This window comes from Candidatus Binataceae bacterium, assembly GCA_035294265.1.
Lineage (GTDB): Bacteria > Desulfobacterota > Binatia > Binatales > Binataceae > DATGLK01.
The window spans coordinates 24,469-38,441 of sequence record DATGLK010000085.1 but is presented as its reverse complement, the minus strand read 5'-3'; the positions used below and the strand labels follow the sequence as shown (position 1 = coordinate 38,441).

The 13,973-nt window shown below is 61.9% G+C and carries 9 protein-coding genes; 5 read left to right on the top strand and 4 right to left on the bottom strand.

Annotated features, from left to right (window positions below; translation table 11 throughout):
- Positions 1–897, bottom strand: coding sequence for a hypothetical protein (locus tag VKV28_13505; protein HLH77813.1), 897 nt, complete (start codon positions 895–897; stop codon positions 1–3).
- Positions 898–1,002: 105 nt separating this feature from the next.
- Between VKV28_13505 and VKV28_13500 the strand changes: the two genes are divergently transcribed.
- Entirely contained in the window at positions 1,003–2,169 is a 1,167-nt protein-coding gene (locus VKV28_13500) for a glycosyltransferase family 4 protein (protein ID HLH77812.1), read from the top strand.
- Positions 2,170–2,316: 147 nt separating this feature from the next.
- Here VKV28_13500 and VKV28_13495 read toward each other — a convergent pair whose 3' ends face one another.
- The 3 genes from VKV28_13495 to hemW are packed head-to-tail and all read right to left on the bottom strand — an operon-like array spanning position 2,317 to position 5,467.
- The gene (locus tag VKV28_13495; protein HLH77811.1) at positions 2,317–3,135 is read right to left on the bottom strand and encodes a TauD/TfdA family dioxygenase; all 819 of its coding nucleotides are present in this window, start codon (positions 3,133–3,135) and stop codon (positions 2,317–2,319) included.
- Between the two features lie 44 nt (positions 3,136–3,179).
- Positions 3,180–4,265, bottom strand: coding sequence for an amidohydrolase family protein (locus VKV28_13490; GenBank protein ID HLH77810.1), 1,086 nt, complete (start codon positions 4,263–4,265; stop codon positions 3,180–3,182).
- Between the two features lie 53 nt (positions 4,266–4,318).
- Positions 4,319–5,467, bottom strand: a complete 1,149-nt coding sequence (hemW, locus tag VKV28_13485; GenBank protein HLH77809.1) for a radical SAM family heme chaperone HemW — start codon at positions 5,465–5,467, stop codon at positions 4,319–4,321.
- A 132-nt stretch (positions 5,468–5,599) separates the two neighbouring features.
- Between hemW and murJ the strand changes: the two genes are divergently transcribed.
- The 4 genes from murJ to VKV28_13465 all read left to right on the top strand — a co-directional run bounded on the left by murJ (position 5,600) and on the right by VKV28_13465 (position 13,949).
- Positions 5,600–7,219, top strand: a complete 1,620-nt coding sequence (gene murJ / locus VKV28_13480; protein HLH77808.1) for a murein biosynthesis integral membrane protein MurJ — start codon at positions 5,600–5,602, stop codon at positions 7,217–7,219.
- Positions 7,220–7,288: 69 nt separating this feature from the next.
- Positions 7,289–8,701, top strand: a complete 1,413-nt coding sequence (locus VKV28_13475) for a 4-hydroxyphenylacetate 3-hydroxylase N-terminal domain-containing protein (GenBank protein ID HLH77807.1) — start codon at positions 7,289–7,291, stop codon at positions 8,699–8,701.
- A 280-nt stretch (positions 8,702–8,981) separates the two neighbouring features.
- Positions 8,982–9,956: a LysR substrate-binding domain-containing protein gene (locus tag VKV28_13470; protein HLH77806.1), complete on the top strand. Its 975-nt coding sequence runs from the start codon at positions 8,982–8,984 to the stop codon at positions 9,954–9,956.
- A 546-nt stretch (positions 9,957–10,502) separates the two neighbouring features.
- Positions 10,503–13,949 carry an NHL repeat-containing protein gene (locus tag VKV28_13465; protein HLH77805.1) on the top strand — a complete coding sequence of 1,149 codons (3,447 nt, stop codon included), beginning with the start codon at positions 10,503–10,505 and terminating at the stop codon, positions 13,947–13,949.
- Positions 13,950–13,973: the final 24 nt, after the last annotated feature.

Sequence of the window (13,973 nt, the reverse complement as noted above, 5' to 3'; positions counted from 1 at the left end):
TTAAAGCTTGGGTTTGCGCTCGCGCCGCGGGGTATCGTCGAAGGCCGCGCGCGCCCCGATTCGAGTGGTCACGCCCAGCCGAGGCGGCTCGTAATGGTTTTCAGCGCTGAAAGGTTGAGCGAAGCGATCGTCAGCCAGCTCCTCGCGCACGAAGAAAGCGTTGACCCCGGTGAAGTCGCATCCCACCAGCGCATAGCCGCGTTCGCGGCCCAGTTGTTCGAAGGCCTTGAGGCTGGCGCCGAAGTAGCTGGTGAATTTCCACACCAGCTCGGGGCGATAGGTGGCTTTCCAATCCATTTCAGGCGGGTAATTGGAGTTGTACTCGATCACCGCCACGCGCGGGCGGTAATCGGTCAGCGCTGCCCATAGATGGTAGGTGTTGCGATCGATATCCAGCGAGAGCAGATCGAAAGTCGAGGGCAGCTTCAACTCGGCGCACAACGCCGCGATATTCTCGGCCGTGACCTGGGCACATCGGGCGCGCAAACGCCCCTGGGCCAACGGCGCAGCAAAGGCGCGCTGGATTCGGTTCATCGCCTGCGCGTCGCCGTCGATCCACCAGCCGCTCCAGCCCTGGGCCAGCAGGAGCGCGGTGTTGTTTTCGAGGCCGTTGCCGGTGCCGATTTCGACAAAAGTGCGATCGGTGGTGCCGATCCGGCGAAAGATTTCGGCGATCATGCCGTCCTCGCCGTTTTGCGAGAAGGTTTGCGCGGCATACCGCAGCAGCCGCTTCGGATCCGACCACCGCGGGTCGTGAGCCAGCGCGATGGGCCACGCCACGGTGGCGCAGCGCTTGAGCGTATCGTTGAGCGCAGCCAGATGGGCGTTGGTCTCGCGCAATTCCTGAATTAGGGGCAAATTCCGATAGATCCGCCGCAGGAACCGTCGCAACGACATGGTCTAGTCCTCGCCCGGCGCGAGCTGGGTCGTAATCCACTCGGCCGGGATGCAAGCAGCGTCCACGGCCGCTAGAATTTCGGCCTGGGGGCAGGGAGTCAAGCCTTGAAGATTCTGCTGGTGGTGGAGGCGTTCAACTCGATCGGTGGGGCGATTGAGCTGGTCGACCACCTCTCGGCTAATTTAGCCGTCCGCGGCCATCGCGTGTTGATCGCTTCCACTCGCGCCGCTGGTGACAACGAACGCGTGCCAGCCGCCGGCGTGGAATGCGTCTATCTTCCGATTCGCGGGCGCAAACCCCTTAGCTGGCGCCATCTGGAGCGGTTGTGGCGTGAGCCTCTGTTGCCGCGTCGCAGCGAGTTGGCGGCGCTCATCGCACGCTGGCAGCCCGACCTGGTCAGCGGCCACACCTGCCATTGGGATACTTTTCCCACCTTGGCCAGTGTCTGCCGGATAACCAGGGTGGCGTGGGTGCACAGTCTCTACGATTGGCGCGATCAAGGGCGGCGGGCTTTTGCCAACCTACCTGCGCTTAAACGCGCCGCCGGTCTGATCGCCATCTCGCAAGCCAGCAAGGATGCCTTCGCCTCACGCTTTCCGCCCGCGGCCGCTGCCGAGGTGGTACTCGGCGGGGTAGATGAAAACAAGGCGACCCCTTACGCGGCATCGCGTCCCTACCTGTTTTGCGCCTCGCGGCTGGATTTGCGGGACAAGGCGCTCGATACCCTGATTGCCGCGTTCAGCCGGGTTGCCCGCCAGCATGCCGAGCCAATCGATCTGCTGATCGCCGGCAGCGGGCCCGACCAGGAGCGGGTTGCGGCGCTGGCGGCGGCCTCGCCCGTGGCGCAGCGAATCCGAATGCTGGGGCGAGTGTCGCGCGAGCATTTGCTGGCCTTGCACGCGGGCGCGCGCCTGTTTGTGATGCCGAGCCGCAAGGCCGAAGGGTTGGGAATCGTGTTTTTGGAAGCAATGATGGCGGGCAAGGCGGTAATCGGTACCCGCACCGGCGGCGTGGAGGAGATAATCACCGACGGCGACAACGGGCGCCTGGTGGCCGAGGACGATGCGAACGCGCTGGCCGCCGCCATTGCGCAGTTGCTCGCGGATCCGGCTGGCACGAGGGCGATGGGCGAGCGTGGGCGGACGCGCGCATCCCAGTACACCTGGCCGCGGCTGACGCAGCGTCACGAGGCGATCTACCAGGCTTGCCTGCGCCGGCATCGACCTGGTACCGCAGAAAGGTTCACGGGCGATGCGCCAGGCGATCGATGAAGGGTGCCGATCAGGTTGGGTAAATTGTCCAAGTGGCGTGCCATCGAGCGGGTGGCGTCCGACCAATAACCCGCTGTGGCTAGCCGCCCGATTGTCATTCAAGTGCAGTGAGCAAAGCGAACCACATTGAATTAAGTGGTGGGCATTTCAAGGGCGAAAGAACGGGCGGTCGCCCAGGATCGTCACTCGATGGCCATAGCGGCGATGGGGATAATAATCCCACACGGCCAGATGCTGAGTGCAGCGATTGTCCCAAAAGGCAACCGAATTCTCCTGCCACTTGAAGCGACACTGGAACCTGGGATCCTCCCCATGCGCGAAGAGCATCGCTAACACCGCATCGCTCTCGGCTTTGCCGAGCTGGACGATCCGGGTGGTAAACAAGCGATTGACGAACAGCGCCGGCCGTCCGGTTTCAGGATGGGTTCTGACGACGGGATGTTCGGCACGAGGGAATTCGGCGCGCCCTTCGGCCGGGCGCCGCCCCTCGTAATTGCGGGCGCCATCGTGAATCGCCGTGAGCCCACACAAGAATCGCTGCATAGGCGGGGAGAGCGCCTGGTAGGCTTCGTACATGCTAGCGAATAGGGTATCGCCGCCCACCGCCGGCAACTCCGTGATATGGAGCACCGAGCCCATCGGCGTCACTTCGTCGCAGGAAACGTCCGAATGCCATTCTTCACCGGCGATCCGCTGGGAATTCTCATCCGCCTTGACGACGATGATTTCGGGGTGGCCATCGACCACACCCAGAGGTGCCGGATGGATGTGCAGTTCTCCAAAGCGCCGGCCGAAAGCTTTATGCTGCTCGGGCGTAAGGCGCTGATCGCGGAAAAAGATGACTAGATTTTCCAGTAGCGCGGCGTGAATGGCTTTGAAGCCTTCCTCGCTCAGTGGCTGGGTCAGATCGATGCCATCGATTTCCGCGCCGATCGCGGGAGTCAGCTTCCGTATCGAAATAGCCACGCCTCGCACCTTTCCTGCTCCAAAACGATCTTTCTTAGCGCCGATTACAGGCGATAGAAGGCGCGGGCATTGGCGCCCAGGATCGCAACCTTATCCGCGCGCGACAGCTCCGGATTTTCTACGGTCTCGTCGATTTCATGCTTGACGTCGACCAGGTCGGCCTCGTGCGGGTAATCCGAGGAATAGCCGAAGCCTTGGGCGCCAAGCTGGTTAACCAGATAGGGCAGGATGGAATCGTTGCCCTCGCAGCCCACCAGGATCTGATTGCGCTGCAAATACTTCTCGAAGCGCGGAATCTCGAGCATCTCGCCCGCCTGTAACTCCCGCTCGCGCGCGATTCGGTCGTGGAGCAGCGCGACCCATCCCACGCCCCCTTCTAGAAAGGCCACGTGGAGGTCGGACCAGCGCTCGAACAGGCCGGCGCAGGTCATCGCGACGAAGGAGATCATCAGTGGGATGGGATGGTGCAGGATGTGGGAGTAGCGCAGATGGTCGAAGTCATCCAGGCCAATACCGCCGTTGCAGCCACCGTGAATAGCCAGCGCGCAGCCCAATTCTGCCGCGCTCTGATAGACCGGCCAGTAAAATTCGTGTCCTAGATGTAGCGGCAGACCGGTGGAAGGGATCATCGCGCCCGGCAGTCCCAGCTCCTTGACCGCGCGGCGCAATTCGGCCGCCGCTTCGGCCGGAAATTGCATCGGAATCAGCCCCATCGGGTGCAGCCGCGGATCGATCGCGAAACGCGCCGCCATATAATCGTTATAGGCGCGGCAGATGCGAATGGTGTATTCACGTTGGCGCAGCCATCCCACCGACAAGCCGTCGCTGGTAAATAGAACGGTCTGCGTGATCGGAGTTTGCTCGACCAGCTCCAACCAGTCCTGCGGCGAGCCGGGCCGATGCTGGCTGGCGGTCACCCGCGCCCGCTTGGGATTGTCGAACATCGCCTGGCGGACGACAGAGTCGGCGCGATAATGAATCCCGTCCAACGAAGGGAAGACGCTGATCGAGCTGGGAAAGGGGCGGTCGGTGCTGGCTAGGAAGCGAATCGTCGGATCCATGAATTCGGCCAGTTCGGACAAGGTCTCCACGACATGCCCGTCGCAATCGATCACGTCGATATTATCCATCAGGCTCCTCCCAAGGTGGGCGTTCCAACGCCCACCTTGCCCTGCTCGAAAGCTTACACCAGCTCGGCGAAAACCGAATCGGCCAGCTCCAGGCCGCGCTCGCTCAGGCGCAGATGCTCCCCCTGCCACAGCAACAGTTCGCCGTCGATCAGGCGAGTCAGGCGGCTGCCATAATGCTCCTGCAGGGTGTGGCCGAAACGGGCGCAAAAGCGGTTTCCGTCAAGCCCCTCACGCAGGCGCAGGTTGAGAAAGGTGAACTCACCCGCGCTGGTTTGCGCGTCCAGGGTTTCATTGCCCGCTTCCGCGATTCCCGCGTCCAGCGCGCGTTCCAGGTAGAGCGCGGGCAAGCGCTCGTTCCACCACCGCCGGCCGCCGCTGCCCTGCGCGGTGTAGCTATGGGCGCCGGCTCCGATTCCCAGATAATCTTCGCCTCGCCAATAGGTCAGGTTGTGGCGCGCGGGATGGCCGGGGCGGGCGTAGTTGGAAATCTCGTACATCGGATAGCCCCTGCTATTCAGCTCGCGCCGCACCATCTCGTACATGGCAGCTTGGCGCGATTCGGCCAGCGGGCGCATCCGCCCGCTTTTGAGCGCCGCTCCAAAAGCCGTGCCGGGTTCAAAGGTTAAGTTGTAGGCGGAGATATGATCGGGTTCCAGCTCGACGGCGGCGGCGATGTCGGCGCGCGCCTCGGCCAGAGTTTGACCGGGCAGCGCAAAGATAAGGTCGAGGCTGAGTTCGGCGATTCCCACCTGGCGCGTCCATTTCGCTGCCTGGCGAGTTTGCTCAGCGTCGTGGATACGGCCCAATTGCTTGAGAAGACGCGGGTTGAAAGATTGCGCCCCCAGGCTGAGCCGATTGATTCCGGCCTGGGCGTAACCGCCAAGCTTGGCCCGATCGACAGTGCCCGGGTTGGTCTCCAGGGTAATCTCGGCGCCGGATTGGATGCCGAACAGATGGTCGGCACTCTCCAGGAGCGCGCCGATCGAAGCCGGAGCGAAGAGTGAGGGCGTGCCGCCGCCGAAGAAAACGGTGCGCAGGCGACGGCCGGCGAAGGCGGTTTGGCGAGAGCGAAAGGCCAGCTCAGCCTTTAACGCCGCGACATAGCGCTGCTCAGGCCATTGTTTGACCGCGTATGAATTGAAATCGCAATAAGGGCATTTTGAATCGCAGTATGGGATATGTACGTAGAGCGAAAAATTCATGATCGCGATCGCGGCAGAAATCGCCTGTAGCAAGCTTAGGCCGCCCGCGCGGTCATTGCCAGTCGCCTTACTCCGCGCCGCTCGGCGCGGATATACTAGCCGGGTTTGGATCTTGGCTTGATGGGGCGCTGAGTGAGCATCGGAGCAGACGCGGAGTTGCCGGATAGCAACGGTGTGGCGGTTGAAGCGGTGCCGGCGGGCAGTCGGGCCGCGGTGGTGGCGGCAGGCATTCTGCTAAGCCGCATCGCGGGCCTGTTGCGCGAGAGCGTATTTGCCCATTTCTTCGGTGATTCAGCGGCTGCCGACGCCTTCAAGGCCGCCTTTCGCATTCCCAACATCTTGCAGAACCTCTTTGGCGAGGGGGTGCTGTCGGCCTCGTTCATCCCGGTGTACAGCCGTCTGTTGGGCCAGGGGGAAGAGGAATTGGGCGACGCCCTGGCGGTCACCTTGGGCGCGATTCTAAGTTTGACGATGGCGTTGCTGGTGGCGCTGGGCGTGGCTGCGGCGCCCTATCTAATCGACGCCGTGGCGCCCGGCTTCGTGGGCGCCAAGCGCGAGCTGACCATCCGTTTGGTGCGAATCTTTTTCCCCGGTGCCGGCTTGTTGGTGATGTCGGCCTGGTGCCTTGGGATCCTCAATAGTCACCACCGTTTTTTCGCCGCGTATGTCGCTCCGGTGGCCTGGAACTGCGCCATCATCGCCGCGATGCTGCTCTACGGCCCCCATTATCGGCAAGATGCCCTGGCCCGGCTGACGGCTTGGGGCGCTGTGATTGGTTCCATCCTTCAGGTTGCGGTGCAATTGCCGCAGGTTCTTTTACTGGTGCGCCATCTGCGGGTGGATCTGACCCGCACCCGCCAGGCGCTGCGCGCGGTGGGCAACAACTTTCTGCCCGTGATTACTGGTCGCGGAGTGGTCCAGATCAGCGCTTATATCGATAATCTGCTCGCGAGCCTGCTGCCCACCGGGGCGGTGGCGGCGTTCAATTACGCACAGATCCTCTACCTGTTGCCGATCAGTCTGTTCGGGATGTCGGTGGCCGCGGCCGAGCTGCCTACCATGTCCCGAGCGGTGGGCGCCCCCGAGCAGGTAGCCGAACGTTTGCGGCAGCGACTCAATCGGGGCTTGCGGCAGATAGCCTTTCTGGTGATTCCCTCGGCCGCGGCCTTTGTCCTGTTGGGCGACGTAATCGTTGGCGCGATCTTTCAGTCCGGCCATTTCACCCATGCCGACGCGCTTTACGTCTGGAGCATCCTGGCCGGATCCGCGGTCGGGCTGCTCGCGGTAACCATGGGTCGGCTTTATTCCTCCGCGTTCTATGCTTTGTGGGACACTCGTACGCCGTTGAAATTTGCCCTGGTCCGAGTGGCGCTGACGATTGCGGCGGGTTATTTGTGCGCGATTGTTCTGCCGCCGCGGCTGGGTATTCCACTGCGTTGGGGGGTGGCGGGGTTGACCTTCTCCGCCGGCGTGGCGGGATGGCTGGAGTTCGCGCTGCTGCGCCACGCGCTTAACCGCAGAGTTGGGCGCTCGGGGCTGGCCAAGCGCTACGTGCTGCAGTTGTGGGCGATGGCGTTGGTGGCGGGTGCGGTAGGGTTGGCGCTCAAGGCTGCAATGGGCACCAGCGGCCCGCGCCTACTTGCCTTGGCGGTATTGCCCGGCTACGGCTTGACCTATCTGGGGCTGGCCTATTGGCTTGGGCTGCCCGAGTTGGCCTCGGTTGCCAGCCGGCTCGTTGGCAGGCGCGCCTGAGCCCAAGAGCGCGCCGGGGGCGAATCGGACACGAGATCATCGCGAGCAAGCCAGCGGAGGAATCGATTAATGGCGCTACGAACTCCACAACAATATCGTGAGTCCTTGCGCGACGGCCGGCGGGTCTTTTTCCGCGGCGCGCGCGTCGCCGACGTCACCAGCCATCCTGTCATCGGCTTGGCCACCGACCACCTGGCGCTGGACTTCGAGTTGGCCGAGGAGCCGGCGATGCGCGAACTGGCGGTGGTGGAGGAGGGGGGTGTGGCCAGCAGCCGCTATTATCAACTGCCGCGCAGCGGGGCCGATTTGCGTCGACGGGCCGAGTTGATCGCAGCCTCCACCCGCCGCGGCGCCACCCTGGTGGTGCTGGCCAAGGAGATCGGCACCGACGCCCTCTTCGCCCTGCACCTGGCCGTGGCCGCACGCTATCGGGAACGAGTCGAGCAGTTCCATCGCTACTGTCGAGACCATGATTTGGCCCTGGCAGTGGCCCAAACCGACGTCAAGGGCGACCGCTCCTTGAGCCCGGCGGCGCAACCCGACCCCGATCATTACCTTCACATCGTGGCCGAGCGTGCCGATGGTATCGTGGTACGCGGAGCCAAGATCCACACTTCGATCGCGCCCAACGCCAACGAGCTGATCGTGCTGCCCACCCGCGCGCTCAAGTCAGGCGAGGGGCCCTATGCGGTGGCTTTCGCCATTCCGATCGATACGCCCGGCCTGAGCCTGATCGCCAGTCCGCATGGTAGCGGCCCCAAGAACCCCCTGGAGCATCCGATCAGCGCACGCCACAAGATGATGGAAACCCTGACCGTATTTGACGACGTCTTCGTGCCCTCGTCGCGGGTCTTCCTGCAGGGCGAGGCCGAGCTGGCGGGGCCGCTGGCGCTGGCCTTCGTGCGTTTCCATCGTTTCACCGCGGTTGCTTATAAACTGCCCCTGTTGGAGCTGCTGAGCGGGGCGGCGTACGCGATCGCGCAGGCCAATGGGATCATCGGCGCGGCTCATGTGCGCGACAAGTTGACCCAACTGGCGGTCTATCACACCGTGGTGCGCGGGTTGTTGGAGCAGGCGGCGGAGGCCTGGACTCTGGAACAGGGCTTGGCGGTGCCCAACACTTTGCTGGTGAACGTGGCAAAGTATCACTTCGCGCATAATTATCATCAGGCGGTGCAGATTGTGCAGGACCTGGCTGGTGGCCTGTTGGTAACGGCGCCAGCGGCCGAGGATCTGAGCAGTGAAGCTACCCGCGCCTATGTCTTGAAATATCTGGGCGGGCGGGCCGACAGCGATGCCGAGAGCCGCTTACGGTTGATGAACCTGGTGTCGGATCTTACCGCCTCCGACTATGGCGGCTATCAGGAGGTACTGGCGGTACAGGCCGAGGGAGGCTTCGAGGCAGAAAAGCTGCAGGCCTTTCGCGAGTACGATTTTCAAGCCGCGGCCGCCTATGCACGCCGGCTGGCTGGGGTGAAATAGTTTCGTTTAGCGGCGGGTGCCTAAGCCCTTGCTTCATTAGTCTGGCTTGCAATCAAATTTTAGCGTCCGGACTGGTAACAACTGCATTTTGCGCACAGACTTGAGTTTGGCCGGACTTTGGCCAAGCCACGGGAACTTGGAAAAGCACGCGCGCAAGCACCGTGCACCGGTTGGTTTTGGGCTCGCCGGTGTCGGTGCAGGGTTGCGGGTGGGCGCTCCCAGCTTCACGCAGAAGTCCGTTGCGGCTCCCCTTAGTATCAGCTATGCTTATGTAAAATCGATGCATATCGAAAGCCTCAAGGTTTTTTGCGACATCGTGGAGAGCGGCAGTTTTTCCTTTGCCGCCTCGCAGAATTTCGTCACCCAGTCGGCGGTTAGCCAGCAGGTGCGCAGCCTCGAGGAAAAATACGATTGCCGCCTCATCGAGCGCGGCCGCACCGGAGTCAAGCCGACCAATGCCGGACAACTACTCTACAGCGCAGGTAAGGAAATTGTACGGCGCTTCCTGGAGTTGGAAAATCGTTTGCGCGAGATCGGATCGGTGGTGGCGGGCTCGATTCGAGTCGGCACGGTTTACAGCGTCGGATTGCACGAATTGCCGGCCTATCTGACCGAGTTTCTGCGCGCCTACCCAGCCGTCAACGTGCATCTGGAGTATCTGCGTGCCAATCGGATTTATGAAGATCTGGTCGAGGGCAAGATCGATCTGGGGGTAGTCGCCTATCCCGCCAAGCGCAGTCAGATAGTCTCGGTCGCCTTCCGTCACGATGAGCTGGTGCTGGTAGTTCCGCCCGATAGCACCTTGGCGCGCCAGTCCAAGGTTAGCTTCAGCCAACTCGAGGGGCAGCGCTTTGTCGGGTACGAACGTGACATCTCCACCCGTAAGGCGGTGGATAAAATCTTGCGAGAGCACGGGGTCAAACCGACCTATACGATGGAATTCGACAATGTCGAAACTATCAAGCGAGCGGTGGAAATCGGGTTGGGCGTCGCCATCGTGCCGCGGCTGACGGCTGAGCATGAGAGCGCGCGCGGATCGCTTAGAGTGCTGGAATTTCAGGAAGGCGTCTTCACCCGCCCGTTGGCGATCATATACAAGCGGGGGCGCGAGCTGTCGCCCGCCATCCACCGCTTTATCGAGTTACTTACTTCCACTCAGACCGCGGTGGCAAAAGCCGCGCGTGGAGAGCGCGAGCGGTCCGAGCATCGCGACAAGACCGACAAGAGTGAACGCGTCGACAAGGCTGCGTCCTGAAGCCGCATAGCGACCTCCAGAAGCTGCCGGTTTGGCTCTCCTCGATCGTAACACGCGCTCCAACTGACTCACTCCAAGGATCGCCCGTGCCCTGTGTTTCAAGCATGGGCTAGCCGCGCTGGCGCTCCGCCGTCCTCAAACGGCTAATTCCAATCCGGCTGTAGCATCGCCATAAGCGCCTTATTCTCCTGTGCAAGGCAAGGGTTACAAGGCTTTAATTCAGCCCGGTGTCAAGTTGCATGCCTCGACAGCAGCTTGCGCGCCGCCAACGCGTATGGCGGTTAGGCCTACCATTTAAATATAATAAAATATGATTTAGACAAACAACAAGGATTTAAATCAATATTTTAATGTTTCAATAAAGAAGGAAAAAACTGCAGAGATAAACAATTAAAATAGATCTAAAAATTGCGTTTGACATTTTATAGTGGCCAGTAGTAATGAAAGCTTACTGCCCGCCCTGAGAGGGATAAAATGGCCAAGACTTACTTAAGTAGCCACCTAAAGGTTCAGCGCTTAATTAAGGGCTTAGTTTTGGCTGAGCTGATGCTTCTTAGCCAGGTTGCTTTGCGGGCAGATGCTGCGGCTCCCAACGTCACTGCCAGCGTCGCCTTGGGCCAGGATGATTTGACGCATGGGAACTTCAACCTGACCGACGCTGGATCGCTAAGCCTGTCGGGCAGTCTCAACTCTTCAGTGGTTACGGACAGCCAGGGGCACGTTTACGTGTCGGATGAAACCAACAATCGGGTGCTGGGTTGGCGCAGCGCAACGAGCTTGGTTAACGGTCAGGCCGCGGATCTGGTTTTGGGGCAGCCCGATTTTCTGTCTTACAGCTGCCCGTCGCCAACTGCCTCGACCTTATGCGGGCCCGAGGGAATTGCCGTGGACAGTTCGGGCAATCTTTACGTGGCGGACGAAACCAATAACCGAGTGCTCGAATACAAGACGCCGTTCAGCGCCTGTGCCAGTTTCCCCTGCGTGGGGCCTGCCGCGTCATTGGTCTTCGGCCAGGGGAGCAGCGGGAGCAACTTTACCGCCAACGTTTGCGCCAATGGCTCCAGCCCCAATCCCTCGCCCAGCGCGACTGGGCTATGTAGTCCTCACGGCGTTGCGGTCGACAGCTCCGGCAATCTGTACATTGCCGATGGAGCCAACAGCCGAGTGCTCGAGTACAACCATCCACTGAGCAGCCCGCCCAACGTGACCGCCAACCTGGTAATCGGTCAGGGCAGCACAGGAACCAACTTCACGGCCAACTCCTGCGCCGACGGAGCTGGCACAGATCCGGCGGTCAGCGCCACTGGTTTGTGTTTTCCCTACGGAGTGGCGATGGACGGCGCCAACGACCTGTACGTTGCCGACAATTTCAACAACCGGGTGCTTGAATACAACACCCCCTTGGGCAATCCGACCAACGTGACGGCTAACCTGGTTTTCGGCCAGGGCAGCAGCGGAACCAACTTCACCGCCAATACCTGCGCCAACGGCAGCTCTCCCAATCCGGCACCCAGCGCCACCGGCATATGCTCGCCACAGGGGGTGGCGCTTGATAGCTCGGGAAACCTGTATGTTGGTGACACTGGCAACAATCGAGTTCTGAAATTCAACGATCCGCTGGGTTCCAGTCCGCCCAACGTGACCGCCAATTTGGTTTTCGGCCAGGGCAGCAGCGGGACGGACTTCACCGCCAACGCTTGCGCTGATGGGGTTGACTCCGACCCAGCCATCAGTGCGACCGGAATCTGCAGGCCCGCAGGGGTTGCAGCCAGTTCTTCGGGGCAAGTTTACATTGCCGATCAGGGTAACAACCGGCTCCTCGGATATGGCAGCGCCAATGCGACGGCCAATCTGGTGCTGGGTCAGTACGATTTTGCGCATAACGTAAAAAATCGGACGAAGGCCAACGGCTTGGGTGAAAACGGGGCGGGGGTGGATAGTCGCGTGGCCGCCGACAGTTCGGGACACGTGTACGTGGCCGACAATGGCAACAATCGAGTGCTGGGATGGCGCAACGCCGGTTCGTTGGTCAGCGGCCAGGCCGCTGATCTGGTTATCGGACAAGCGGATTTTATCTCGTATCTTGCCAATCGGGGGAACAGCACTCCCGCTGCCAACACTCTCAATCTTCCGGTTGGGGTAGCCACTGACAGCGCCGGCAATCTGTATGTTGCCGACTACTACAATTCGCGCGTCCTGGAGTTCAATGCGCCCTTCGCGGCCTGCGCTAGCTTTCCCTGCGTGGGAGGCAACGCCAACCTGGTCTTCGGCATCGACGCCAGCGGCAAGAACTTCACCACGGCGGGTACCTGCGGAACTCCGAGCGCGACCAACCTGTGTAATCCCTCGGCTATCGCGGTGGATAGCTCGGGCAACGTCTACATCAGCGATAACGGTCACGGTCGGGTGCTGGAATATAACAATGCACTGGCCAGCACCAACGTCACCGCCAATACCGTTTTCGGCGTAGACGCCAGCGGCACGAATTTCACCTCCGGGGGCTGCGGCGGTACCAGCGCGACCAGCTTGTGCAGCCCCGCGGGCGTAGCCCTGGATGGCAGAAACAATCTCTATGTCGCGGACAACGGGGAGAGTCGGGTGGTGGAATACAACAGCCCGCTCAGCAGCAATCCGCCTAACGTGACGGCCAACCTGGTCTTCGGCCAGGGCAGCAGCGGGACCAACTTTACCGCCAACACCTGCGCCAACGGCAGCTTTTCCAATCCGGCCCCCAGCGCCACCGGCTTGTGCGGCCCCTCGGGGATCGCGCTGGACGGGAGCGGCAACCTCTATGTTGCCGACAATCTGAACAATCGCGTGCTTGAATATGTCAATCCCCTGGGCTCCAACCCACCCAACGTGACCGCCAGCACAGTCTTCGGCCAGGGCAGCAGTGGGACCAACTTCACCGCCAACGCCTGCGCCAACGGCTCCGGCTCCCCTGCGCCGATCAGCGCAACCGGTCTGTGTACGCCGGCGGGAGTGGCGCTGGACTACCTTGGCAACATTTATGTGGTCGATCTCACCAACAACCGGGCCGTGGTCTACAGTCAGTCCGCGCCCACGCCCACTCCGACCGCGACCGCTAGCTCGACGCCCACTCCGACGGCGACCGCCAGCTCGACCCCGACTCAGACGCCTACGCCTACCGCGAGTGCTTCGCCCACTGCCACCTTAAGCCCCACGCCCACGGCGACATCCAGCCAAACTCCGGCGCCCACCCAGGCTCCCACGGCGACGTTGGTGCCGCCGACAGCAACCGCGACCCTGGCGCCGACCAGTGGACCCACTGCGGTTCCGACCCAAACCGCCGCTCCGACACCTACCGCTGCACCCACGGCGGCGGCCAATGTTGCGCTGACCGGTACGGGCAATGGCAGCGGCGGTCCCGGCGCCACGGTAAGTGGCGGCAGCTTCAGCTTGACCAACACCACCTCGGGGGTCGAGACGATCGCCTCGGTGAGCATAGTCGTGAGCGATCCCAAGCTGTTCGGCTCGCTTACGCTGACGGCGAGCGTGGGTGGTCAGCAGACTGCGGTCACGGTAAGCGGCAGCGCCATAGCGGCCACGACCCTATTTGAGTTCTCCCCGGCGCTGATCGTGCCTGCCGGAGGTTCGGTGACTTTCTCGTTGAGCACGGTGATCTCGTTAAATCCGGCGATGAACGATCAAATGGGCGTCAGATATGCCTACGCGTCGATCGTGCCGATGTCGAGCGACGGTCAGTCGCGAGGCATGGTGCCGTTGCTGCTGGGATTGGGTCTGATCGGGATGGTGATGATGCTCAGTGAGAAGCGCAAACGGCGGCACACCGCACTGGCGGTAGCAGTGGCGCTGGCGCTGATGGCGGCAATCGCTGGCTGCAGTAGCAGCAGTAGTTCTTCCAAGCCCAGCTCCACGCAAGTGGTTCAGGGCGCGGCGGTCAGCCAAGGCGGGACGCCCCAAAAGGTAGCTGGCCTGCCCCTGCTGCTGGGCACCATCCAACAGCAGTGAAGAGGGTCGAGGAGTCACTTGCGT